This window comes from Bacillus sp. FSL W8-0640 (assembly GCF_038007725.1).
In the GTDB taxonomy this organism is placed as follows: Bacteria; Bacillota; Bacilli; order Bacillales; family Bacillaceae_G; genus Bacillus_A; species Bacillus_A cereus.
On sequence record NZ_JBBOXT010000001.1, the window covers coordinates 3,361,348 to 3,388,331 of the forward strand.

Here is a 26,984-nt window from a genome sequence, read left to right on the forward strand (position 1 = left end):
TTTTGTACTTTTTAAGAATTAAAAAATGACATACACACTTACAGTAAATGTATTTGCTCTGAATCACGTATTAGCTGAACAAAATTCATTATTCATTACCTCCAGTTTCTTCAGTCTCATAAACTTCTAATCTAAGAGCAAAAGCAAGTTTATAAAATACTCTAGCCTTAACACGTCGATAAGTACGCTCGCTCATGCCAATTTCGTTGTATACCATATAATTACATATATCTTCATCTTCTAAGTAACGCTTAATGATGATGTTTCTTTGATCCTTTCCTGCACGCCCATTACCCAAACAACTAAGAAACTGGTCAATACGAAATGATGTTTGCTTAATCCACGCTTCTCGTTTGCTTTGTTGTATATTAGCCATTGCAACATCTTCTAATGGCTTTCCTACATCATTTGTAGGTCCGTGATATCTAATTCCATAAGAAGGAGTGACTTTCATTTCTTCACGCATCATTCCAAACTGCCTATATAAACGTACACATTCCATGAACCGAGCAGTTCTGCTTTTTTTATTAAACGGATAAAATTCGATATTCTAACAATACTACTCATAATACAACTTGAGCAGTTAACTTTTGTTAGCTGCTCTTTATTTGTACAAGGTACTCAATTGACTAGCGCACATATAATATCCTGAGTTCCTTTCTTTATGAAATAGTCGTTATAAAATGAGACTCGTCACGAGAGCACTTTACTAAGTGCTCTTTTTATATTTCAACTTAATACAAAATGAAAGTTTGATTAAGCTTATTTTTACTACCGCATAACATGTTTAATTCTGCTTATAATATAGTTGTAACTTAAAGTTACATATCATTTACTTGTAGGGCCTAATTTTCTTTTGTACAACAAGCAGTTAGCTAATTAAGCTAACTGCTTTGTTGTGCAAAAAGAAGTTTTTATACGATTTTAAACACATTTAAAAATAAATTCATATGATATTACGTATTCCTCTCTTTTACAAAATGGATTTTGGTCAAAAGAGCACTTTTATGAAGTGCTCTTTTCTCATGGAATTAAAACTCTACAAAATAGCTTTTTTGTTTAGTTTCACTCTAAAAGTAAAATTTTCATTTTTTCATTCCACCGAGTTCATAACATATTCTTTTCCCCCGATAAAATAATGATTAGGTGTCCCATGCGCATTTTATCCACTGGAAATAATACTTTTCACGTACTTACGTATTAGAAATTTCATTTCTGCTTCTTCTGCAATAGCAATTTTGTTCACTTTTTTGATACATTTATGAAACATTCACATGTTATCTTCAATATGTTCTATTCTTTTTGAAAAACCATGTGGGAATACCAAAACAAGAAGCCCTAGAGCCCTAACTCTAAGGCTTCTTGTTTTCAAATAAGGATTTTGTATTAAATCTGCACAAAGATTAAGAAGCATACATACCATATCTTGTGCACCTTTTTTATATAAATCTTGTTCATTGGGCGCCTTTAAAAGCGCTCTTTTTTGTTGAAAAACTACACAAAGAACAAAAAACGCATACAATGTCACGTATTCTTTTTCATTGTAAGTTTGGGTGGAAGAGCGTCTTCCAGGACGCTCTTTATATTTGTTTATAAACAAATAATTTACTTAAAAATACTCACAGTTTGTATAAACCAAACATATATTTACATAGACAAGACATAGCTTTTTATTAAACATGCACAATTTTTGTGCATGTTTTTTATTTAACAAAAATTACATATTTTTTCAGTTCAGATTATGTTAAGATTTACTTCTTAGTCGAATTATGGTTTCGTATCTAATTCAGCAATATGTGAACTGTTTACCTAAAGAAAAGACACCCAAAAGGTGTCTTTTCTTCTTTTAATCTAAAAAACATTTCTCCTATTTAGTAAGATCCAATTAGCCCTCTAACCTAAGCCTCATAATTAAAGGCAATTTAATCATGGTACTCAAGAGTTTTCATCCATTTCAATATACCTATAGCTTAATTTAAAATCACATTTCCAGCACTATATTTGCTTTCCTACAGATTTTCTGTCTTGTTCTTAATTCTGTCAAAATCCTCATGTAGCTATACAAAGAATATATGCTACTATGATATTAAGAAACTATGCGTTCCCTTAACCCTGTATCCGGCCCTGTATTTATTACAGGGTCTTTGTTTATTTTATTTACTTTTATTGGCTTATAAAGGTTAATACACAACCAATTTCAATTAAAACCGTTTAAATGTTAGTTAGAATTTGAAAAAATATATCTATTAACTTTTTTAACAAATGTAATCTAATATTAAATTTCTAAATTTATACTGTACTATACACCAGTTAACACTATATAAATAGTATTAACTATCTTAATTGAATATTAGTAATAGTAAGTATAAACATTATCAATTTACTACATCTTACATTTATGTAAAAATAAATACATGTTAAGCTTTTTCAAAATCTTTCCCCTAATAAAGATTTGAAGTAGCATTTCATGATTCTCCTTACTGTTAATATGCCTTGAAAAAGAACCCTATAGGGTTCTTTTTCTTCTCATTATAACCTCAGTAAGTTCATGCAAAAAGGACTGCTAATTATTTGCAGCCCTTTTACACGTTAATATACACTTGTATTACATGCTTAAAACTTTATTGTATTAGGTATTTATACCAACTAAACATGCCATTATCATTTAGATATATAACACTTCAAAGTTTAGAAGTATACAATAACAAATCTTTCCCAGCTTCCAGCTACATAACTAGTAGCTGTTAATTCTCTACCACCATTTGCTGATATATATCTACCATTACTTAGTGCTTGTAATACATATATCCTATTGTCTCCACCATTATATAAGATAAACTTTTCCCATGCACCAATTGATGTACGATCTGCTACTACTCTACCATTTGGCTCAAACAAAACATACTTCCCATTACTTTTAGTTTTTAAAGCGTACGTATATAATTCCCCAGTCGGAATTAATTCGAATTTCTCCCATTCATTAACTGCATTACGATTTGCTATTATATTTCCCGAAGGCTCAGCCGAAACATATTGTAAATTTGCTGCCTGTATAGCAACTGTCCAACTTCCATTTTACTTTAAAGGTTTAAACAATTGTGACCACATTTGTTTAAACCTCCACAATTTTTTCTAAGCTATTCTCTAAAAATCTTATTTTTCGTTGTAAATAAACCTGATTGGTACCCTTTATGCAAAAGAAAAGATGGAACCTTTAATTCAACTCCACCTTTTTTCGAAATAAAAAGCATCTAATTCTATTTGAATTAGATGCTTATATTTAGTCCTTAAACCTAATATTCTAAACTATTTACACGTTTGTAAATCTTTTTTTATTACATCCCAGAGTGAATTATCTTGACGCATCGGTTTACCCTCTTCATCCCATTTTATTTTTTCTGTTCCCAATTCATAATTCATCCCTGTCCATGTGTCTTCACGGAATGCATAGAATGATTTATGCCATCCTTTTTGGTTAAAGATAGAAATAAGATCTTGCATGTATTGGGTAGCACCTGGAACAGTACGGTTAATTCCAAACTCCTCTGCAATAATTCGATTAGATGGTACATGATTTTTCTTAGACCATTGTTGAATTGGCTTCAAAAACTTCTCTAATCCCTGTCTATTCCACATTACAGGTTTCTCTAAATCCCCTACTTTTACTAATCCTGGATATTGATATTCCTTGTTTTGTTTTTCACCTTGGCTCGTTAATTCATATGGTTCATACATATGAAATGCGTATAGTGTTTTTTTATCCTCTACTGGTTTTAAATATTTAAAGGCCCATGGAGTAGCATATAAACCTGAATCTAAAATAATCGGTGTTTCTTTGTCCACTTCACGAATGGAGTTAATCACCTTTTCATAAAATCTGTTTAAATCAGCTGTCGTTCCTTTTACTTTTGCATACCATTTCTCGTAATCTTCCGTCCAAAAATCATTATATCTATTATTTTTAGCTGTTTCTGGATGTGGTTCATTTATAATATTATAACCAACCACCGCGGGGTGATCTTTTAGTTCCAGAGCGAGGTCCTTCCAAAATTGACTTGCTTGTTCTTGATACTTCTCTTCTTCCCATATTCTGTCGTCATTCTTATTATTATTAAATTGGCGCCATCGATCACCAGGTAAGGATAACATTGTAAGAACGACTTTCATTCCTTGTGATTGTGCGGCATCTAAATCCGCCTTTAATTTTTCTAGATCTTCCTTTACTAATCCCCGATAGTTATCTGCATTACCTATCAGAAAATCCTTTCCAGAAGTATCTGGTTTATCCTCAAATAGAAAATCTTTATCTTTTGCCCATTTATCAGGTGCTAAACGTACATATTCAATATTAGCTTCTTTTGCACTTTTATAGTTTTCAGGTAATGACGTACTATTCATGAAATTAGTACCCTTTCTTTTCGAATCCCAAAAACTAATTTTTGAATCGCCCTTGTGGTATGTATCAGCTCTTACATTCATTTCCTGTGCTCCAAAACTCATCATGCCTAATAACGCAACAATTGGCAAAACTTTTTTCACAACTTTTCCTTCTTTCTCTTTATATTTAACACACATAACATACCTTTGTTTTGTTACAGGAATATGGCAATTTTCCAAAAATACCTTTTAAATTTATACATTGGTAGTTCATTCATAAAAAAAGAAAGAGATAATTAGAACGTTGCTTCATTTTAAAAGAAACAAAAAAGGAATCCTTTACGGATTCCTTTTTGCAATGCACTCTTTTTCAAATGGTACATTTTGCACCTACTTTTAGTATAACTTATAATTCCCATAAAATAAATAAGATTAACTGAAATTTACTTCAAATTGTGATAAAAAACATAATTAAGAAGCGCAGATAACTAAATATCATCCCTTTATTAAATAAAAAAGATTAAATAATTCCCCCTCCAAACTAGGACCCCTTTACACTTTTTACAAATATTGTTATAATTAGATAAACTAAAGCATTATCCCATTAACAAAGGGACTCCATAATTGGAGTCCTTTTGTTAATTAGCTATTAAAAATGATAGCATGTGATTATTGTATAATTTCTTCCTTTTTTAGATCTGCATATTCTTCTACGAAATCCCATAAACCTTGCTTTTCGAAGTAAGAAATACTTTTTTCACTTCTTCTAAGAGTTTAATTGCTTCATCTTCATTAAGAGAACGTAAAATATTGAAATGATATACATACTCTTCATTTCCTAATTCCATACAAACTGCTAATCCTTTTTCAATAAGTTCTTTTACAATATTTGTTTTTCTTAGCTTATAGTGTTCACGCGCTTGTAAGAACACTGCTTTAAAATGGGCAATATTCTTCTCTGTGACTTCTGATAAATGACGAATTGCTAATTTAGATAAATTTTGAGTTGCATATAATAGTCCTAGATTATGCCTTACTATTAAAATCAATTTTTCTTCATTATGTTTTTGCAAGAGGTCAATGGAACGATTGAAATGTTCTTCCGCTTTTTCAAATTGCTTTAAGAATATACGAGCTGTCCCTAATGCGGTTTCACAAGAAGCAACTTTCACCTCATATCCCATTAGCCCTAAATACAAGGAATATAGATACTTATTTTACTTTCAAAGGCTGAAACCTTGCTGCATAACTACTGAAAATAAAGTGAAAAGACGTTCAAATCCATATGGATAGATCGTCTTTTCACTTTATTTCATACATATACTGATTTTTCACTTATTCATTTTGTATTGTACTTAAAAAACCAATAAATTCATCTTCATTTACAGGTTTACTGTAGTAATAGCCCTGAATTAGATAACATGCATTACGTTGTAACACTGTTAATTGTTCCTTCGTTTCTACCCCTTCTGCTATCACTTTCATGTTTAAAGTATGAGCAAGTGAAATAATGGTTTGTATAATTTCATCTCCATCAGTAGAAGTTCCAATCCTATTAACAAATTCTCTTGGAATTTTCAAAGTATCAATTGGATAAAGAGGCAGATACGCTAATGAAGAATAACCTGTACCAAAATCGTCAATTGATAAATGTACACCATATGATTTTAATGCTTTTAACTTCGATAAGGTTTCCTTTTCATCTACCATTGCTATTCGCTCTGTTAATTCCAAATCAATCGAATTAGCAGGTACTCCTATCTCTTCTATGGTAGATATAATGGTTTGAACAAAATCTTTCTGTTCAAACTCTATAGCTGATAAATTTATCCCCATCTTTAGATTTGAAAAGCCCGCAGAATGCCATTCTTTCAGTTGTTGACACGCTTTCTGTAACGTCCACTTCCCAATTGAAATAATCTGCGCCGTTTCTTCTGCGATAGGTATAAACTCAAAAGGAGAAATCAGTCCAAGCTCTGGATGTTGCCAACGTATTAAAGCCTCTGCACCAATAACCTTACCTGCCTTACTATCAATTTGTGGTTGATACAATAAAAACAACTCATTATTTTCAATTGCATTTGGTAAATCCTGTTCTAATCGTAATCGACGAGTTACTTTTTGAGATAATGTCTCGTCATACATACAAACAGCATTGTTACCTTTTTCCTTTGCGCTATACATAGCGATATCAGCGTGTTGTAAAAGTGTAGTAGTATTTATTCCTCCAAATGGATACACTGCTATTCCTATACTAAGAGATAAGTAAAAACTATGCTGATTTACTACAAATGGTTCTTCAGTTATACGAAATAGCGTTTTACACAAATCCAATAGCTGTTGCTCTGTTTGGTTATGGACAATGATCGCAAACTCATCACCACCTATTCTTGCTAGAGGAATAGTCGGTGACAGACATGTCCTAAAACGTTTGGCAACTTCTTTTAAAACCTTGTCACCAATCGAATGACCCAATGTATCATTAATAGTCTTAAAGCGATTTAAATCAATATACAGGAGCCCAAACTTATCCTGTGTTTTTTGTGCACGCTTAATAGATCTATCTAATTCTTGTTGGAAGAATATACGATTTCCAATCTCCGTCACCGTATCATGGAATGCAAGGTAATTTATCTCTTCCTGTTGTTGTTTCATCCTTGTTATGTCTTTTACCATTACATAGCTCCCAAAGGTTTGTCTTTCTATCATAATAGGAACTATAGTGACATACCAAAAGAGTATATCTTTCTCATTGTTATTTTTCACACGTAACTGTAGTGAAGATGAACTACATCGTTTCCCTTTCTTTATAGCTGCTTCCAATTCAGATTTATCTTCATCTAAAAAAATAGAGAAGCACTCTTTCCCTATCAATGCAGCACTTTCTTTTCCTAATAACATACTTCCAGCCTGGTTTATATTTAATACGATACCGTTTGAATCAATCGTTAAAATAGGATCCGGATGATACTCATATAATGACTTAAATCTCTCTTGATTTTTTACTAAATCATTAGATTTATTTATTAAATCCCTTGTTCTTTGAGATACTGTTTGTTCTAATTGATTATTAAACACTTTTAATGTTTTAGTTAACTCTTTGTTTTGCATTCGTACGATTGTATGACGAATCAGTACAAATACAAAAGCAATACAATTTCCCGTAATTAATGTAGCTGAAGAAGTTTGCTCTTTCAAAGTAAAGCCAATTAAGACTGCAACTGCAAGATAAGGGAATATACCAAGAAGTTTCTCTCCAAATGTCGGATTAATAATAAAATAATTTCTTTTAGAAGAAGTATTCTTTGGGATTGTAGCAGCAATAGCGATAAATAATAGGAAAACTCTATACAAACACCTTAAAAATATAACTGAACGCTCTGACAAATCACCTTGTAAGTAAAAATACAAATAGTCCGTAATAGCCAATCCAGTTAATACTAGGATAAAAATAAACAATTTACTTTTTGCATTGAAAATAGCAGGTCGAAAGATCAGTGTAACTCCAAGTAATAGAAGCAATAAATCTATAATCGGAAAAATAAATGAGAGAAAAACATCTCCAATTGATAAGAATAAAATATTTGCAGATGGTTTATTAAATAGGTACCACTCTAATGTAAAAATAGCAGTAACAACAATGCATAAATCACAAAGTAAATACGCTTTCTCCCATTTGTTACATTCCATCATAATTTTATAAAAGAACGCAAAAAGAAAGAAGAATAAGAAAAACAGTAGAAATACATCAGAAATATTAAAATTTTGTATTGGTAATTCTACATTAAGTACTTGAAAAGCGGATATGAAATTTCCTATCAAAAAACACCCTATTGCAATAGTAATGCAAACCCAGAATACTCCTAACTTAATTTTTTGGGATAATATAGAATACAGTAATGAGATAAATACAGTAGTTTCAACGACTAAAGATGATAGTCGGATATTAAAATCTGATACGAAATAATGATTCGGAAAAACAAATAAAAATATAAAGCAAAAGCTTATATAAGTTATTAAAGCCAATATCAATACATAAAATTGCACATATACATGTTTACGCAATGGATTCACCTTCTTGATTTTTCTATACTTTTATTAAAAAATGGCTTGATGGTGGCACAAGTCCTACTAATTAAAATGTGTGCTACCTATTATCCATATTATGACCTTTTTAAAAGATTTCTTTCTACACACAACAATCTTATTAACTTTTTGTAGATGTTTACAATTATCAATACTGAGGATTCTAAAAAGGATAAGCTGAAAAATGTAATTTTTTAAGTATTTGAGCATCGTAAATTTGGCGGGTACAACTTATCTACTCTTTACATATGAGATAGAATCTACTCCTCTATTGGATTATAGTTGCTATCTGTCACACTTAAAAAGGAATGAAAATATACTATCATTAAAATAGAAATTCAAATTAGTTTACGAAACCAACTGTAACTATTATAGTTACACAAAAAGTTGATGTCAATTTCATATCCTCCCTTTTTAACGGACAAAAGACATGACCTATTGAACAAAAATGTGATGTTTATAAAAAGGGCGGTAAAGTTTTATCTCCTTACTCAAAGAATTATAAATGATTTAGAATTAGATGAAATTGAAGCTAATATTGCATCTCCCTAAAAAGAATGTTACTCTAAAAATAGAATTATGAAAGGAATGATGGATGAATAATGATTAACTAATTTATATTTTAAGTTGAATTTTATAACTTCAAACTACAAAATATAGGGTTAGTCTATCCATTTTTAAAATTCAGTTCATACTTTATTTGTCATGATTCAAATGATTAATAAGTACTTATTAAGTATAGACGAAAGACTAATCCTTCCGATTACAAATTGGGGGATTTTTTTATTCCCGTTTGTCTTAGTTGAAACTTACTAATTGTTAAATGTACTTCACAAATAAAGGAGCGAGAAAAATGAGTACTTCAGATACTATTGTTACACATGTAATGCTCTATATAAGTCGTTAATATCCATCAAACTTATATAGAGGAATTAAAAAATGGATGGATGTTCCGACTTTATATGAAACGTTTCGATATATAAAGGAGGAATTATTATGTCAATGATAAAGGTCCAAGACTTAACTTTTTCATACCCAGGTAGCTTTGATAATATTTTTGAAAGTGTAAACTTCCAAATAGATACGGATTGGAAGCTAGGATTTATTGGTAGAAACGGACGAGGTAAAACGACATTCTTTAATTTATTGTTAGGGAAATATGAGTATAGCGGGAAAATCCTTGCTTCAGTAGAATTCAATTACTTCCCCTACTCTGTTTCAGATAAGAACAAATTCACTCATGAAATCCTTGAAGAAATTTGTCCCCAAGCCGCAGATTGGGAACTTCTACGTGAGATATCCTATTTAAATGTTGATGCTGAGGTCATGTACAGACCATTTAAAACATTATCAAATGGGGAACAAACAAAAGTGTTGCTTGCTGCACTGTTTTTAAATGCGGGTCAATTTCTATTAATTGATGAACCAACAAATCACTTAGATACCGATGCACGAAAGATAGTCTCCGATTATCTAAGGAAGAAAAAAGGATTTATTTTAATTTCACATGACAGAATCTTTTTAGATGGGTGCGTTGACCATATCCTATCTATTAATAGAGCAAATATTGAAGTTCAAAGTGGTAACTATTCTTCTTGGAAGTTAAATTTTGATAGACAGCAAGAACACGAGAAGGCTACAAATGAGCGTCTACAAAAAGACATAGGGCGATTAAAACAGTCTTCCAAACGTTCAGCAAGTTGGTCTAATGACGTAGAAGCTTCAAAAAATGGAACGAGGAATTCAGGCTCTAAGTTGGATAAGGGGTTTGTAGGACATAAAGCAGCCAAGATGATGAAAAGAGCAAAAAACCTTGAATCAAGGCAACAAAAAGCTATTGAGGAAAAATCAAAATTACTAAAAAATGCGGAAAAAACTGAGTCATTAAAATTGGAACAATTGCAATTTAAATCAAATGAATTGGTTACTTTAGTTGACGTGTCCGTTAAGTACAATGATCAAATTGTGAATGAGCCGATTAGCTTCATAGTTGAACAAGGTGACCGAATTGTACTTGATGGAACGAATGGGAGCGGAAAAAGTAGTATCCTAAAACTAATTCTAGGACATCCGATACAGCATACAGGCTTAGTTACTTTAGGTACAGGACTCATCATTTCCTATGTCCAACAAGATACTTCTCATTTGAAGGGATCACTATCAGGCTTTATTGAAGAGCACAAGATTGATGAAACCTTATTTAAGTCCATCCTAAGTAAGATGGACTTTGACCGAATTCAATTTGAAAAAGATATATCTCATTATTCTGGTGGACAAAAGAAAAAACTGCTTATCGCTAAAAGTTTATGTGAAAAAGCTCATATATATATATGGGACGAACCACTAAATTTTATAGATATCTATTCCCGCATGCAGATTGAAGAACTTATTCAACAATTTAATCCCACAATGGTTATTGTTGAGCATGATAAAATATTTCAACAAACAGTTGCAACGAAAACTATATCTATGTAGCTCAAAACGAATACTTGAAAATATAATCATTAACTTGAGTCTTTGAATTATAAAAACTTTAATGAATTGATAAAAAAAGCCTAATTTCTCTACAATACATTGAGAAATTAGGCTTTAAATAGTAATAATAGAATTCATAAACACTGAATAATTTACACATTAGGTTTATCTGTTAATGCAGTAACAATCCTGTCCACTAAGTTTTCTGGCATCCATTCATGATTTGTATCATTCGTTTCATTTGGTCCTAAAAAATCAATAAACTTTTTAAACTTTGGAAATAAAACAATAGAAGTGATCCAATGTATTGTATGATTTATGGAGAAGAAATGAAAAACTCCTTGCTTTTCACCCTCCTGTAATATTTCTTTTAACTGTTCAAAATTACCTATAAAATATGGTTGCTATTTTAAATGCCATTCACGCTTAAATATAGGAGTCTTCTTGGCTAAAATGATAAAAATAAGCACATCTTGTTATAAAAACAGATGTGCTTATTTTTTAATTTCTATGCATTTTTACGTTTTAAGAAAATCACTCCACCAACAATTAACAGTAATGCTCCTGCAGCCATAGAGATCCAACTTGTAAGATTAGTACCTGTTTGCGGTAACCATCCAATTTTAGATTGAATTTCTTTCTTAAGTTGTGGTTGTTCTTTTACTTGCTCGTTAGGTTGCTCTGGTGTTGGCGTATTTTTACCTGAATTTGGCTGTTCTGGTTTTGGTTGTTCCGATTTTCCCTCTTTAAATTTCACTGTTTGTCCCTTATCTTCAATTTCAGCGTGAATAGCTACTAATATATTATCTTGATACAGTTCTTCAAATACTACTACTTCTTTACCTTGTAATGCAGAAGCATTGAAAGTGAAGTCTAATGTGATAGAACCATTCTTCTCTTTAGCAGTAAACTTAGATTCTACTGTTACTTCTTTACCATCAACTAATAATGGCTTGTTTGTTGCTTTATCCATTAGTTTGCCTTTTACAACGTACTCTTTACCCACAATTAAGTCTTTGTATTCCACTTTATCTTGGATTGTTACAGTTTTAGAAGCATCTAACTCTTTAGAACCATCAGCTTTGTTTGTTGCTGTCGTTTTTACTGATGGCTTAACGAACTTAACTGTTTGACCTTTATCATTGATATCAGCATGTGTCGTAACAACTTTTCCGTCTTTCAGTAACTCTTCAAATACTACTACTTCTTTTTCTTCTAAACCAGTTGCATCAAATGTGAAGTCTAATGTAATAGAACCATTTGCTTCTTTTGGTGTAAACTTCGTTTCAGCTGTTACTTCTTTACCATTTACAACGAATGGTTTATTAGTCTTTTTATCCATTAATTTACCTTTTAAAGTGTACTCTTTACCTACTTGTAGGTCTTTGAATTCCACTTTATCTTGGATTGTTACAGACTTAGACGTGTGCATTTCTTTTGTACCATCTGTTTTATCAGTAGCTGTTGTTTTTATTGAAGGAATCTTTTCATCTTTGACAATGTGTTTAATGATTTGACCATTCTCTTTAATTTCAAAAGAGAACGTTTCTTCATTTAATACATAACCTTTTGGTGCAACAGTTTCTTTATATGTGTATTTTCCAAATGGTAACTTTTCAAATTTAGCGATTCCTTTATCGTCTGTTTTTCCTTTTACTACTTCTTTTCCTGCTTCGTTATAAATCGTAAATTCTGCATTTGGAAGCTTGTTATTTCCATCAGCTACATCTACCTTTGTAATTTCTAGATCACCTTTGATAAGATGATTAACTGCCAATAACTCAATAACCTTTCCATGTTCCTTTATTTCGAACATAATCGGTTCTTTAACAAGAACGTAACCATTTGGAGAAGCCTTTTCTACAAATGAATATTTACCATACGCTAAATCTTTGACGTTAATCTCACCATTTTTATCTGTCTTATATTCCCCAACTACTTTTCCACTTGCATCTTTTAGCTCGAATGCTGCACCTTCTAATTTTTTACTAATATCTTCATTATCTACTTTTAGTAATTTTACACTACCTTTCACTTCGGTATTTTCCACTGTAAAATTAAGTGTTTTATTGTGCTCTTTAATTTCAAAAGGATACTTTGTTTTATTTCCAATATATCCATTAGGTGTTTTTGTCTCTAAGAAATAATATTTACCATACGTAAGATCTTCAACGTTTGCAATTCCATTTTCTTTTGTTACTACTTTTTTCACTTCTTTTCCATCTTCAGTGAAGACTGTGAATTCAACATTTGGTAAAATCTTTCCTGAATCACTAAGCTTTTTAATTTCGATGTTACCTTTTACTTTGTTATTTACTATTTGGACAGCTCCTGTTTCCCCTGTCTTAACTTCAATAGTTTGTGGTTTATCATCTGAAACATAGCCTGTTGGTGCTTTAATTTCTTTTAATGTGTAAGTACCAATTGGTAAGTTGTTTAATTCTGCCATACCATCAGCACCAGTCGTGATTTTTCCGACTGATTCATTATTTGCATTAAAGACCTCAAATACTGCACCAGCTAAAACTTCTCCATTTTCTCCAACCTTTTTAATTTTTAAAGAACCAGCTGCTTCCCAATTTACTGCAAGATCACTACTAAGCTTTTCTTCATCTCTCTCTAATAGTACTGTAGCATTCTGAACAGTATCCGTACCACGATAAGCAATTGCTTGAACTTTAGTTAAATTAGCAGCAACACTTAAATTAAATTCACCCGTTTTTGTATTCTTAGGAATTTGGATACGAAATTTTTCTCCAACTGAAAGCTGATCTTTCACTTCTCCATTTTCACTAACAATTCTAACTCCATTAGGTGCATTTTTCGCTACTACCTTATAAGAACCACTCTTAGCATTTGTTTGTACTGAATATAGATTTGTTTCGAAGAATTCACCCTTTAATTCTGCTTTTTGCTTTTCAGCAGGAATCACATTCATAAAAACATCTTGAGTCTCTTCACTATTGTTAGCATTACTAATAATAGCCTTAGCTGCTTTTTCAACATTTTTATTCTCATGTTTTAATTCATTTACATCGAGTTGACCTAATGCATTCCAAACCGCAAGTTGCGTTGCATAATGCGCTTCATTTTTATTAGCTACTCCCAGCTGTTCAGCACTTTTTTGCGGGAAACCATTTAATAAGACTCTATATACTACATTATCTGTTTTCCCCATTTCAGGAAGATCTTCACCATTTGGTGATTTTAATCCAAGGGTTAAGCAATAAGCAATTTGACCACTTGAATTTTTAATCATTTCAGTGCGAATGTACTTACCCAGACTATTACTATAACTCCAGTCCATTGAATATTTCTCATGCGTCATAACCTCTGCACTAGCCCTAGGTAAAAATACATTAAGGAATAATGCCAGTACTGATAATAATGTAAAAACTCTTATAATGACTCTCTTACCCAATTTTGTAACCTCCCTAGAATAAATTAATCCGAGTATATATCGCAATATCTAAAACATTCACGATCGACCCAATTATCATTATAAAACAATAAATTACAAATATTAAATAATTTTAATAAAATAGTCAAAAAATTTACACATTTTATTATTTATCAAGTTTTTTAACGAATTTACTATATACAAATTCTAAAACACGCCTACAATTTAAAAGACAAATATGTATGTTAAATATATAAATAGCAATTCCTTTACTCCAGTTATTAAGCTTTCCCCTATTAAAAATAGCCTTTTCATTTTCTTGTTAACCTGAGTAATTTATACACCTCTTTTAATCTATTACACTCCTCCATTTAAATATAAAGGTGACTTCTCGTTCAAATAATAAAGCGAAACTTTAATCCGCCCGATTCCCACCTAACTTCTTTGCTTTCATTGAATTTTTGGGCGGGAGTCTTACTGCCCAAAAATAACGGGATATATTATGCAATATTGCATTTGATAATCTTTTTCATTGTAACTATAATGATTACAGGATTACTATTAATCTAATATTCTACATGGAGGTTTTATTATGTTTAAAAAAATTATTGTATCTTCTATGGCGCTTACTATGTTCGGTGGAGCTGCAACTATGCTAGAGGCACCTACTGCTCAAGCAGCTTCTTATAACTCAACGTCATCCTCTTACTTTGATGTCACTCCTGAAGAGGCCGTGGCTTTCTATCAATCTCAAGACTATAAAAAATTAAAAGTATTTTTGGATGACTTTGAAGCTAGAAACCCTTATACTCCAGGTGGAGGCTACGCTCAAGGGAGTGTACGTATGCAAAAATTTAACGATGCTCTTAGAGATGCCAAATTAACAAATGTCTACCAAGAATTTATTAGAATCTCATACTACAATCATTATCCAAAACCAAAATAATAACAACGGATTAAATGTTTATTATTTCTATAACTTAGCCTAATTTTAAATGTATAACCTAAAAATAATTACTAAAAACCACTCATACAAGGGTGGTTTTTCTATTTCCCCATATAATTTAGCGGAATGTTACATCATCTTTATTTTAATATCTTTTATAGTAGACATTCTCTCGTTGACACAATCTAGTAGGTTAGCAATGGGGATATCAAAATATATTTATAATTATTTTCTGTTTAATAGCAAAAAACGAACACCCTCTCACAACTAGATAAGGTGCTCGTTTTCATTTTTATCGGTAATTCTCAATTCATTTTAGCTTCTTTCCAATAAGCAAAGATTAAATTAACTTAAAAACAAAGCGTTTTAAATTTAATTCATAGATCTTACTGAAACTTGGAATTGCCCCTTAGAACCATCATCATTTGAAACGTAAATTTTATATGTTCCATTCGGTAATGGAGATAAAGCATTCCGTACATTTGTAACATTAATTTGTTGTTCTCCAGGTTTTATATAACCACCAACAATTAGCTCTGTATTTGGACCTTTTACACTATATCCCATTGTATTTTGACCATTATTTTTCATAGAGAAGCTTAAGTCAGTACTCCCATCATATACGAAAGAAGTTACAGCCTCGCCACTATAATTCATTGTTTGGGTTAATAATAAGTCTGCAGAAACATGTTCAACTACATGAATTGGATCATTCGTTTTGTGTACTTCTTCAGCATAAGTATTATTCCCTAACACACCAAGTGTTAATGCTGAAACTACTCCACAACTAAGCACTAGTTTATTTAACTTCATTTTAAGTTCCCCCTTGATGTTTGTATTCTATTACCATCATACATCCTTTTTTAAGTGCGTTTTTATGTAATAATTCATATCTATAAACCTATATATTTTAACTTTTCGCCTTAATAGTTATTGAGAAAGCCACATAGATAAAGCTACAATATTACACTTCATAAAAAACATGTAAATTTTAAAGTCTTTTTCTAACAAAGTTTTATACGAGTAAGTACCAAAATACTCAAATAAATAGCATTTCTATTTCAGATAAAATGTACTAATAAAATTTTTCTAAAATTTCACTTTGTAATTTGATATATTCCATGTTAATATAACGAAGGCTACAAAACAGGAGTCACCACGCATATCATTTTCACAGAATATTCATACTTAAAAAGACTTATTTTATCAGTAACTCAATCCAAATTTCACCTATACAAAAGTTAGTTTATGATTTCATATGTACATAAATTTAAATAGATTTTTTATCTATTATTTTTTTCTATTTTCCTTATCAATTTTAATACGAGTAATATAACAGCACTTTTCAAGTACCCTTCCTTTTTTAGATAAAAAGTCTACTAATACTAAACATCTATGTCCAACTCATACATAATTCTACTTACAAACTATCGGAGATGCAAAACTATGGGAATTTCTACTCTTTTATTAAATACCTTTATTATAATAATTTGTATCCTTAGCTATCACGTATTTTGGCTAGAGTTTAAAGAAAAAATAACATGTAATAATATGTTATTTTCTATCCTTTCCTCCATTGCTATTATTTTTTGTATGACTTTTCCTTTTCATTTACATGTGGGATTTATTTATGATTTACGTTTTATTCCTATAATATTAGTTTTTCTATATGGAAATACAAAAAACATTGTTTTTATAGGAATTTTATATCTTTCTTACCGGTTTTACTTAGGCGGAAATGGCGTTCTTCCATCATTTATTATCTTTACTATCATTTCTGTTATAACAATGCTCTTTCGTTACTTATTACCTATGTATTTTAAAGAAAAAAAGATATTATTAAGCTTACTTCTTATTTTAGTATGTACAGCTTCCCTTTCTATTTGCGGTATTGTAACTCAAATAAATACAGGAGGTAAAATAGACTCTACTCTCATAGAATTTTTATTAAATTATATAGTCATTAATATTTTCACAGTATTATTATCAGTTTATTTTATAGAGGAAATGATTGAGAAATATAAAATGAAAGAAAAACTGCAACGGGCTGAAAAATTTTATATAGCTAGCGAACTAGCAGCGTCAATTGCACACGAAATCCACAATCCACTAACCACGGTACATGGATTCACTCAATTATTAAATGAAAAACATGCCTCTAAGCTATCTCAGGATCAATACTTAGAAATCATGTTAATTGAAATGCAGCAAATACAATCTACTATTAATAACTATTTATCTTTAACCAAACCACAGAATACCCTAAAAGAAAAAATAGATATTAATCACATTTTAAATCAGGTGAAAGATTCTATTTCACCACTCGCTCTATCATACAAAGTTGAAATCAAACAAAATAGTACAGATTCCTTTTATATAAATGGGGACCCCGAAAAATTCAAACTCTGTCTAAACAACATCATCCAAAACGGAATTGAGGCTATGAAAAATGGTGGATTATTACAAATAAATATACAAAAAGTAAAAGGAAATATCATAATTGATATTATTGATTCAGGAATTGGGATGTCATCTCAACAAATAAAACGAATTGCTTTGCCATTCTATTCAACAACAGAAAAAGGAACTGGGCTTGGTACTATGATTGCTTATAGTATTATTAGAGAATTAAACGGAGATATAGAAATAGAGAGTGAATTAGGTAAAGGGACACGCTTTTCTATTAGTATCCCTTGCTAATGTGATAACAATTTTCTGTTTAGCTAATTACATAAATGAATTTTAAGAATCCCGCTAGCTAGCTTACTTATTAATTATCTTAAATTCATATGCGTTAATTAAATATAATAAGGATCAGAGCCTATCTATTGTTACAGATACACTCTGATCCTTTAGTTTAATTCAATTAAAAACACTTAATATTTATAACTTTTCTTACATCGTGATGAAATACTAGTTCATCGATTTTATCTTATTTACTGATTAGATTGGTTTAATATAAATATAACATCTCGCGACACTTAATTTGTTATTATCATTAGGGACATTGCCTGCAGTTGTTTTTTCATTAAAGTACAGACCTTTTTCCATTCATTGAAAAAGACAACTCCCCTTTTACTACTTCACTTCCACCGTATAATTCCTTGTCCCCCCGCCATACTGATACACATGTAAATAATACTTCCCTGGATACGTGTAGTAGCTACCTACTAATTTATTCCCTTGTTGCTGAGCATACGTAACATAATTATTTAAATCTGCTTCAGAATAAAGTACCCAGTTCATTCCGATATTATTTTCATTCGTTACGTTAATTTGAAGGTTTTTAGCAGTCTCCACATTAATTTCAAAGAAATCACTTGTATCGCCATTTCCTAAACTAGCACGTAAAACTTGATTTAACTGCAATTTGTTTGCTGTTTGGAATGAGTTATTCGGTTCTTTTTCTACACTGTTATCTTCTTTCTTTTGAACAGTTACAGTCGCTGTAGCAGTATTAGTTGCTCCTTTATCGTCTGTTACCGTTAATTTCGTCGTATACGTTCCTTCTTTTGTATATACGTGAGTTGGATTTTGCTCATTACTTACTGCTCCATCACCAAACTCCCATTTATACGAAGTAATTTTCCCGTCTTCATCTTTTGATCCGTCGCTTGTAAATGAAATTGCTTCATTTACATTTCCGCTATACGGACCGTTTATAACTGCAACTGGTGCTTTATTCTCTGCACCTTCTTCTGTATTAATACCGTGGAACACAACATCATATTCAAATTGTCCTGATGTATTCACGCGATAATTTACAAAGTATGCTGTTACTGTTTTATAGCCTGTCCATTCCTTTGCACTTAAACGTTTTAACGTATCATTAACGTTTTGTGTAATTGTTTTCCAATCTTCATATTCTCCTTTTGCTGCAGTTCCTGTATATGTTCCTTGTAGTGTGAATGTATTAAAGAACTGTGATTTATTTTTCTTCACTGATACATTTTTCAATTTTGCTTCCGCTGTTATTTCTGCTGCAATATCTGAAACTGGCTTCGATGCATGATTCGCTAAATAATCGTCTGATACTAATGGCACATTATATTTCTCACGATTATCAACTAGCATTTGCATATAGTCCTGATATTCTTTATTTAAATTCGCATCTTTACTTAATGTAGAGCGATATGCATCATATGCTGTTACATCATTTTTCCTAATAAGATTATGTATTTTATCGAACATATCATATCTCTTATTGTACATATACGATTGTAAAGCAAAGGAATAATTATAGAAATCCCACGTTCCATACTTTGCATTTAACGTTCGCTCTGCCGTATAACGCTCTGCTGGATTTGAAGATAATCCTCCTATAATACTCTTTCTCGGTACAACATTATCCGTTCTCGTTGCCCCTGCAAAAAATTCAGCATTTCCTTCTTCAAACCAAGATAATCTTTCATTTTCATATATTTTCCCTTGTCCCCATAACCCTGGTACTTCATATCTACCTTGTAAATAATGCATGAACTCGTGTCTGAATAATTCTTCTAAACTATAAATACTTTCTTCTGGCGTACGCTCATAAGTAAAGAACGTACCTGTTCCTTCTATATAAAGACCACCGTTATTCGTTTCATAACCGTACAATTGACGATTAAATTGATATTCTGCTGGGCTATTATAAATAACCATCGTTAATACATCATCAGGATTTCCTTTTTCTAAAGGTTGATCACTTTCAACCGTACGATGGAATTGTGCCTTTACTTCTTTTGCCGCCCAATATAAACGTTTTACTTTTTCTTCTGTCACTTTATCTCCAGCTTTTAAAACAATTGCCCCATCATCAAACGTATACGTTTTTGGCAAATATTTTTTCTTTCCATCTTCTCTTATTTGATCTAAATTCACCACTTTACCATTTGCATCTTTTCCGCCATAATTCGTTGCAATTTGCTCAGCAGCTACGAAATATTGCTCCCCTAAATACGGATACATTTTCATCGCATCTGTTACAACTTGTAACCCTTTAGTTCCTGTACTATGGAACATACCGAGTCTACCTGTATAATAAATGCCATTATTAATAAGCCAACCGTTTTTTGCTGTAATCGTTCCCATTAATGCAAAACGACTTAATTCATTAATATAACTATCTATTTTCTGATACCATACTGTATCTTTCGGTGCTTTCCTCGTATCGTACAAATACGATTGAATGTCGTAATCAACACCTTGCATAATATCGTAAATAGCATTTCCAGCTGAAAGATTATCTACTAATGTAGAAAAATTATCATTATATTGTTTAAAAATCTTTGCAGCCGATGTTATCGTTTCCACATCGCTCGAAGCGTTTCCTATTAACTTTCCGTATGATGATACCACTCTATTTTGCTCTAATGTACCCAGCTTAAAATTTGAATTGTTAGCCATCGCTTTTAATGCAGGTAAGCATTTATCATGATAACTCCGTTCATTTAATTTACTAAGTTCCGAATTATAAAATCCTAAATAAAATCCTGAACGTAATACCTCTACTAATGTCTCAATCCCTTTTGAATCATCCTTCGTATAGGCTTGTCCTTGCTGCTTCAATTTATCAATAATCGTCTGCATCCTACTATCATTTTGATAGAATGCTAGACTGTCTGTATTAAACTGAAATAGCCCCGTAATTTGCTCCCAATCAATTGTTACAAGTAAATCTACTAACTGCTGATTGCTTAATTGATTTAATTCGGCAATTGTATAAGTTTTCGCTACAGCTAATTGCTTACTTTCTTTTTTCACCTCAGGTGGTCTTTGTGATAAATCGGCAAATTGTAACCTTTTCTCAAAAGACTTGCTTTCGAGCACTTTCGATGAATGAGCTAATTCTTGTACTAGTAGTTGTACACCGACTGGCTCCATTTTGAGCACATTTCGATAAGAAACTTGCTCTCCCTTAGTATCTTCTGCCAAACTTACCCCTTGAAAACTCCCTAACATTAAACTAGCAAAACTTACCCCTACTAACATTTTCTTTGAATAGCCTTTCATGCTCTCCCCTACCTTACATTTTTAGTGTCCCGCTCCATTATTTTACTATTTTTACTTTTTGTCCTGTATTGAGAAAAAATAAGGTAACGTTCACACATGTATCCATTCCATATAAAATTAACGCTTGACTTTCTGTGCATTTTATATCAAAAAAGATAGATAATAGCAAAATTCCTGCTACATCTATCCTCATTTTCAACACTATGATTTTAACTTTATAAATGTAACTTCCGGTAATGTTTGCATGTGCTGAATAAACTCATTCTTTTCTTCTGACGATATATTTTTCAGTTGCATCCCTACCTTATAAACAGTTTCTGTACTTTGCTGTGAAGCTTCCACCTCATATGAGAGTATTGGGATGCCTTTCACTTGTAGTGTTTCTAATATTTGTTGTACCGCTTCATGTTTATTTACAAACATTTGCACTGTTATATTTTGTGGAAATAAAAATTGCACCTTAAAAATACGACTTACAATTTCTAAACCAATTAAAACGAGAATCGTCGCTCCAATACCTACTACATACATTCCCGCTCCAATTGCTAATCCTATGCCGGCAGTAGCCCATAAACCAGCCGCGGTCGTTAATCCTTTCACCGCCTGCTTTTGAATAATAATTGTGCCTGCACCTAAAAAACCAACTCCACTAACGACTTGTGCTGCAATACGACTTGGGTCTAGAGACATATGCTCTTCAAACACAATATCTGAAAAGGCATATTTCGAAACAACCATTATTAACGCACTTCCTACCGCTACGAGGAAATGAGTCTTTAATCCAGCTTCTTTCGATCGAATTTCTCTTTCAATACCAATCATTGCTCCTAACAAGCCAGCAACACCGATTCGTATAATAAAATCAAAATCTACACTCACGGGCACTTCCCCCTTTCATTCATTATAGATAGATAAAACAAAAATTATCACAAACATCCTTTTATTTACATATAGGGGTACCGCTAAAATATACTTAATACTCCGACCGTTTTATGTTAACATTTAAAATATTAACATAAAATAAATAACTTCTAATTTTAAACCTTCACTAATTTTCTAAAAAATCAAAGATGAATTACGTGAAATTAGGTTGAGAAACTATGGAAAACGCTTTCAATTTGTATCGTAATTTTTTATAAAAACTATATAAATAAAGGAGCTTACTAACAATGAACGTCTCATTACTCACACCTACTACTGATTTACAAGAAGAATACTTAGATTTCTATAACGAATGGAAAGATAGCGGTGAAACAATGATCCCGTGGGTTATCTCAAAAAATCCTGCCAACTTCCCAGCTATGGTTCAAGAACTTCTCGATGCGCATAACGGAATAAATATCCCTGAAACTTGGGTACCAGACTCTACATATTGGCTTGTTACAGATGAAAATAAAATTGTGGGAGCTGTTAATATACGTCATAGTTTAACCAAACATTTATTTAACGCTGGCGGTCACATTGGTTATGGCATTCGCCCTTCTGAAAGAAGAAAAGGTTATGCTACGAAGTTACTAGCATTATCATTAGAAAAAACGAAGGAGTTAGACATCACGAAAGTACTTGTCGTTTGCGACGCTGTGAATACCGCTTCTGAAAAAACGATTTTGCATAACGGCGGGATTCGTGATGATGATTTCACTGAGGAAGATGGGAATATAGTAAGAAGATATTGGATTGAGCTATGAATAATCACAAATAAGCGAGAAAGTGATTATACACTTTCTCGCTTATTTTACACTGCTTCTATTTCAAACTGCACTGTAATACCACTTGGATCTACCACCACAAACCCATTTGTAGTTTCATTTATTTCATGTTGTTTTTCTATTAATCTTTCTTTCACTTCGTCTAACGCTTCTTTATGCGGTAGTACAATAGCATATACCTTTAGTCCAGTTGCATATACTGGTGGGTGTGGATTGTTTACTCCGTTCCACGTATTTGCACCAATATGGTGATGATATCCCCCTGCTGAAATAAATAAGCAATCCTCTTCACGCTGTTGTACTTCAAAACCTACTGTTTCCACATAAAATTCATGTGATTTCTCTACATCAGCTATTCGTAAATGTACGTGCCCAACGACAGTATTAGCAGGCAAACCATCAAAATCATAATCAACGAGTGTTGCCAATTCTTTTAAATCAAGTGGTGTACTTCCTCCTGATCCTTCTCCCCATTGATCACGCGGACGGTCTGCATAAATTTCAATACCATTCCCCTCTAAATCTTGCAAATAAAAAGCTTCGCTATATGTATGATCACTTGCACTATTAAACCTTGAAATTGGTAAGATTTCATTTGAATATGTATAACGCCCTTCTTGCTCATCCGGGCTGTCAATTACATTCTTATTACGAAGAACCCCAAATAGCGCAGAAGCAAAAGCTTCACGAGTCGGAACTAAAAAGGCTACATGATATATACCAGTCGTACGCGGTTCTTGCAGTACCCCGTCCTCTAACTTTTCAAGAACAAGTAACGCGTTCTTTCCACCTTTTCCAGATAAATATGCTTTATTCCCCTCTTGCTTAATTACCTCTAATCCTACAACATTCTCATAAAAAGCAATTTGACGCTCTAAGTCTTTCACTTTAAATTCAACATGACCAATACGTGTTTTCGGATGAATTTGTACCATGAATAACTCCATCTCCTTATCCCTATATTTTTCCATTACATATAACCGTTACTATGAAGGATACAACTAAAATCATCCTATGTAAATAAGAAAAGTCAGAATTTACATACTTTTTTTATTTTCATAATAAAAATGCCACCTTTTCTAAATTTCAGAAAAGGTGGCTTTATAACTCTTATCTCATTTTATGTACTTCAGCAACTAGCTTTCCACCCTGAATGCCCATATAAAGCTTCACAGGTGCATCATTCGTATTTTCAAATACTAAATCTAAATATGGATATGCAATTGTAGCATCTCTTCCTTGTGGAACATAACCTACCGTTTTAGAATGTGTAGTTCTCTCCACCATTTTCAGGCCAGCTTGATCTGCTGCATTGTATAAAGTTGAAGATGTTTGACAAACACCACCGCCATATCCATCTACTAATTTACCATCAACTATTTCTTTTCCTAATTGATATCCTTTATCTGGTGTTGTATCACCGATTAATGAATTAAAAGAGAAACGGTCTCCTTTTGCTAACACAACTCCATTTATGCTCGCTGCTGACAAACGAATATTCTCAATACGGCCACCTGTTGAACCACCTAAGTTCGTTTCATATCTACCAATTACCGCACCATTTCCTTGCGCATCACTTAATGTTGCGACTGGTTTTTTCTCCACGATCGGCAACTGATACGTAGCATCCCACATACCAACATTTAACAATTTATCTACTAATTCTTTTTCCATTAATTCATAAGAAGGTTTTCCTTCTTGCCAACTTCCATCAGGTGCTATACGTGAAGGAACCATTTTTTTGTCGACGCTTTTTCCAATCTCACCAACAACCTTTGTGACAGACTTTTTAAATTTCGCTTCATCTTCAAAATAGCCTAAACTAGATAAATCTAATTTTTTCACTTCAGTACCAGTTCGACCATCAACTAAACTAATAGTATCCTGTACTTCTGCTTTAGCCTCTACAGTGTGCCCACCAATATCACTTACCAATGCAACATCACTTACTTTTGCACCACAGCCACTCATTATAGCTACACATAACACCCCAACTAATATACCCTTTACTTTACGGAACAATATACTCTCTCCCTTTCCCCAACATCACTATTATGTATTTATTTCATTTTTATGTATGTTTTGTTACAATCATTTTACAATATGTTTATAAAATGTTACAAGTTATTTTTCACTCTATATAAATTACTCTTTTCTTTTATAAATGTCTATACATATTTACATAAAAGTTTGAGTTTGATAGAATTGTAACTTTTATGTAAACTCTCCCTTTTATCCAGTATATACCATTACACAAAAGAAATACAAATCAAAAACTCTCAAGCTATTTTTTATAAAGTGAAACTGTAATCAGTGGGGGGTCTTATTGCCCAGCAAATAGCGGGATAAAGAGAAATCCCGTCAACATAAATAGGTATTTGCCGTGCCACCGCTCCGCTTTTGCACATACATTATGGTGAATTCAACCTATTTTAAAGAAATGGAGGATGTTATTATGTATCCCTACAATCCATATGATCCATATAATCAATATGCGTACCAACAACCACAGTATGACTTACAAACACAATATCAATCTTATATAGATCAAGCAGAGCACACGAATCCATATGACCAAAATAGACAATTCCAACTTCCAATCTCTTTTCCTGGCACTGGAAATCGTCAATTAGAAAGACGCGTAAATGAGCTTGAACAAAGAGTTCGTCAACTAGAAAATACAGTTGAGCGCCATACACGTAGACTAAACCGCTTAAACCAACGTTTACGCACAGTAGAAAACAGACTAAACATTCCATTCGCAGCATTAGAAGACGGATTTTAATCGAGAAAATAAAGATTATATAAAGGAAGGGGCTTCCCCTTCCTTATATAAATTGACGAAAGTTTTTTCCATCTCTATACTGATAAGAGTTAATGAAATGAAACAAGGTGATAAATATGGATTTTGAAATAAATTATCTTTCCTTTTATGTTGTACAAGTAGAAGGAAAAGGTGAAGCAGTTGATAAACGCTACAAACATTTTCAAACTTTAGACGCTGAAGAATATGAAGATAGTTCCTTAAAAGAATTTTTGAATGGTGAGTTATTAAAAATATCGAAGCGAAAAGTAGAACGTCATGCAAAAACAGAACAAGCCCCAACAAAAATTGGTCGCTTTATTGTAGAAGAAGGGCACGAACTTGATTCAAACCCTCATTACAACCTTTTTAATCGTATTCGCTTTGCAGAAACAAAAGAAAACTTTAAAGATATGAGCGAACCTCTCGTTTATACATATCTTGACACAAGCGCTGTACGTGGTGGTGTATTTTTAATTGCTCAGGCAAAACTACGCAAATACTTTGATGATCCATTCGTATTCGTAATGAAATGCGACTTTGAACCAAAGGTTGCTTCTATTTCTGATGAATCAACACTGATTCGTAACGTTGAAATGGCCATCACAACAAAGAATATGAAATCTATCCAATATCCGTACATGCCTGAAGAAGGAATGGTTGAAGTAGGCGAACTAAAAATACATCAAGCATCACATGCCCGCTACTTTGAAGACTTCTTAAAATTCGTCGAATATGAACGCTCTATGCCTGAAATTATGAAAACACAAGTAATGGACATGGTATACGACCAAATTGAAGATGTATTTGAAGAAGGTACGGAAGAACGCGAACAATTCGACCAAGCGATGGAAATATGGGCTGCCAGTCCGAAACGCGAAATTATGGAACAATTTTCAACTGAAGAAGTAATGGAAGCAACCGCTCAAATCGTCGAGCATGCTCCTGAAGTGGAATTAAAACTAAAAGCCGATCATATCTCTGTGAAGGCGTTGCTTGCGGATTTTGGGGATCAAATACATATTGCGAAGGTAAATGATCGATATGTACTTATGATTGAAGCAGACACACTTACATTTGAAAAAGGCTTCTCTCCTATTGAGTTTCTGAAGCCAGATGAGCTGCAAGATGTGATTGAGCGGATTGAGAATAAGCAGCAGTATTCGTTTGATCCGAGCGGTATTGAATAAAGTG

General features: G+C 32.3%; 16 protein-coding genes and 3 pseudogenes. 6 read left to right on the plus strand and 13 right to left on the minus strand.

The features are described from left to right. Positions 1–88: 88 nt before the first annotated feature. The 6 genes and pseudogenes from N2V80_RS17335 to N2V80_RS17360 form a co-directional block, all read right to left on the minus strand. Positions 89–502: pseudogene (locus N2V80_RS17335) on the minus strand (ArpU family phage packaging/lysis transcriptional regulator); the annotation flags it as partial. 768 nt (positions 503–1,270) lie between these two features. After that, on the minus strand, positions 1,271–1,600 hold the full coding sequence (locus N2V80_RS17340) for a hypothetical protein (protein WP_002197207.1): 330 nt from the start codon (positions 1,598–1,600) through the stop codon (positions 1,271–1,273). A 1,088-nt stretch (positions 1,601–2,688) separates the two neighbouring features. Next, a pseudogene (locus N2V80_RS17345) lies at positions 2,689–3,075 on the minus strand (fascin domain-containing protein); the annotation flags it as partial. Positions 3,076–3,306: 231 nt separating this feature from the next. Beyond that, positions 3,307–4,575 carry a glycoside hydrolase family 5 protein gene (locus N2V80_RS17350; protein WP_061655522.1) on the minus strand — a complete coding sequence of 423 codons (1,269 nt, stop codon included), beginning with the start codon at positions 4,573–4,575 and terminating at the stop codon, positions 3,307–3,309. A 512-nt stretch (positions 4,576–5,087) separates the two neighbouring features. Next, positions 5,088–5,561 carry a tetratricopeptide repeat protein gene (locus N2V80_RS17355; protein WP_002026151.1) on the minus strand — a complete coding sequence of 158 codons (474 nt, stop codon included), beginning with the start codon at positions 5,559–5,561 and terminating at the stop codon, positions 5,088–5,090. A gap of 151 nt (positions 5,562–5,712) precedes the next feature. Beyond that, positions 5,713–8,442 carry a sensor domain-containing protein gene (locus N2V80_RS17360; RefSeq protein ID WP_002103434.1) on the minus strand — a complete coding sequence of 910 codons (2,730 nt, stop codon included), beginning with the start codon at positions 8,440–8,442 and terminating at the stop codon, positions 5,713–5,715. A gap of 1,017 nt (positions 8,443–9,459) precedes the next feature. On the opposite strand from N2V80_RS17360, the gene N2V80_RS17365 reads away from it, so the two are divergent. Next, positions 9,460–10,938 (plus strand): Lsa family ABC-F type ribosomal protection protein, encoded by a 1,479-nt coding sequence (locus N2V80_RS17365; RefSeq protein WP_061655514.1) that lies wholly within the window; start codon positions 9,460–9,462, stop codon positions 10,936–10,938. A gap of 152 nt (positions 10,939–11,090) precedes the next feature. Here N2V80_RS17365 and N2V80_RS17370 read toward each other — a convergent pair. After that, positions 11,091–11,342: pseudogene (locus tag N2V80_RS17370) on the minus strand (TetR/AcrR family transcriptional regulator); the annotation flags it as partial. A 104-nt stretch (positions 11,343–11,446) separates the two neighbouring features. Continuing rightward, a complete protein-coding gene (locus N2V80_RS17375; protein ID WP_061655515.1) occupies positions 11,447–14,359 on the minus strand; it encodes a SpaA isopeptide-forming pilin-related protein in 2,913 nt (970 codons plus the stop codon). Positions 14,360–14,930: 571 nt separating this feature from the next. On the opposite strand from N2V80_RS17375, the gene N2V80_RS17380 reads away from it, so the two are divergent. After that, the gene (locus N2V80_RS17380; RefSeq protein ID WP_061655516.1) at positions 14,931–15,284 is read left to right on the plus strand and encodes a hypothetical protein; all 354 of its coding nucleotides are present in this window, start codon (positions 14,931–14,933) and stop codon (positions 15,282–15,284) included. A gap of 372 nt (positions 15,285–15,656) precedes the next feature. Here N2V80_RS17380 and N2V80_RS17385 read toward each other — a convergent pair whose 3' ends face one another. Continuing rightward, positions 15,657–16,097 (minus strand): hypothetical protein, encoded by a 441-nt coding sequence (locus tag N2V80_RS17385; protein WP_000773525.1) that lies wholly within the window; start codon positions 16,095–16,097, stop codon positions 15,657–15,659. A gap of 633 nt (positions 16,098–16,730) precedes the next feature. On the opposite strand from N2V80_RS17385, the gene N2V80_RS17390 reads away from it, so the two are divergent. Next, positions 16,731–17,984 (plus strand): sensor histidine kinase, encoded by a 1,254-nt coding sequence (locus N2V80_RS17390; RefSeq protein WP_061655517.1) that lies wholly within the window; start codon positions 16,731–16,733, stop codon positions 17,982–17,984. 378 nt (positions 17,985–18,362) lie between these two features. Here the strand turns inward: N2V80_RS17390 and colA are convergent, their stop codons facing one another. Next, positions 18,363–21,278, minus strand: coding sequence for a collagenase ColA (gene colA, locus N2V80_RS17395; protein ID WP_061655518.1), 2,916 nt, complete (start codon positions 21,276–21,278; stop codon positions 18,363–18,365). A gap of 201 nt (positions 21,279–21,479) precedes the next feature. After that, positions 21,480–22,157 (minus strand): MgtC/SapB family protein, encoded by a 678-nt coding sequence (locus tag N2V80_RS17400; protein WP_000109721.1) that lies wholly within the window; start codon positions 22,155–22,157, stop codon positions 21,480–21,482. 290 nt (positions 22,158–22,447) lie between these two features. Between N2V80_RS17400 and N2V80_RS17405 the strand changes: the two genes are divergently transcribed. After that, positions 22,448–22,966: a GNAT family N-acetyltransferase gene (locus N2V80_RS17405; protein ID WP_001103121.1), complete on the plus strand. Its 519-nt coding sequence runs from the start codon at positions 22,448–22,450 to the stop codon at positions 22,964–22,966. Between the two features lie 47 nt (positions 22,967–23,013). Here the strand turns inward: N2V80_RS17405 and N2V80_RS17410 are convergent, their stop codons facing one another. Together N2V80_RS17410 and N2V80_RS17415 are read right to left on the minus strand one after the other, a co-directional pair. Then, positions 23,014–23,922, minus strand: a complete 909-nt coding sequence (locus N2V80_RS17410; RefSeq protein WP_061655519.1) for a VOC family protein — start codon at positions 23,920–23,922, stop codon at positions 23,014–23,016. Between the two features lie 175 nt (positions 23,923–24,097). Beyond that, positions 24,098–25,009, minus strand: a complete 912-nt coding sequence (locus N2V80_RS17415) for a VanW family protein (RefSeq protein ID WP_000488972.1) — start codon at positions 25,007–25,009, stop codon at positions 24,098–24,100. Positions 25,010–25,442: 433 nt separating this feature from the next. Between N2V80_RS17415 and N2V80_RS17420 the strand changes: the two genes are divergently transcribed. Both N2V80_RS17420 and N2V80_RS17425 read left to right on the plus strand, forming a co-directional pair. Beyond that, positions 25,443–25,772, plus strand: coding sequence for a hypothetical protein (locus N2V80_RS17420; protein WP_000283715.1), 330 nt, complete (start codon positions 25,443–25,445; stop codon positions 25,770–25,772). A 116-nt stretch (positions 25,773–25,888) separates the two neighbouring features. Then, entirely contained in the window at positions 25,889–26,980 is a 1,092-nt protein-coding gene (locus tag N2V80_RS17425; RefSeq protein WP_061655520.1) for a DUF3900 domain-containing protein, read from the plus strand. The last annotated feature ends 4 nt before the right edge of the window (positions 26,981–26,984 follow it).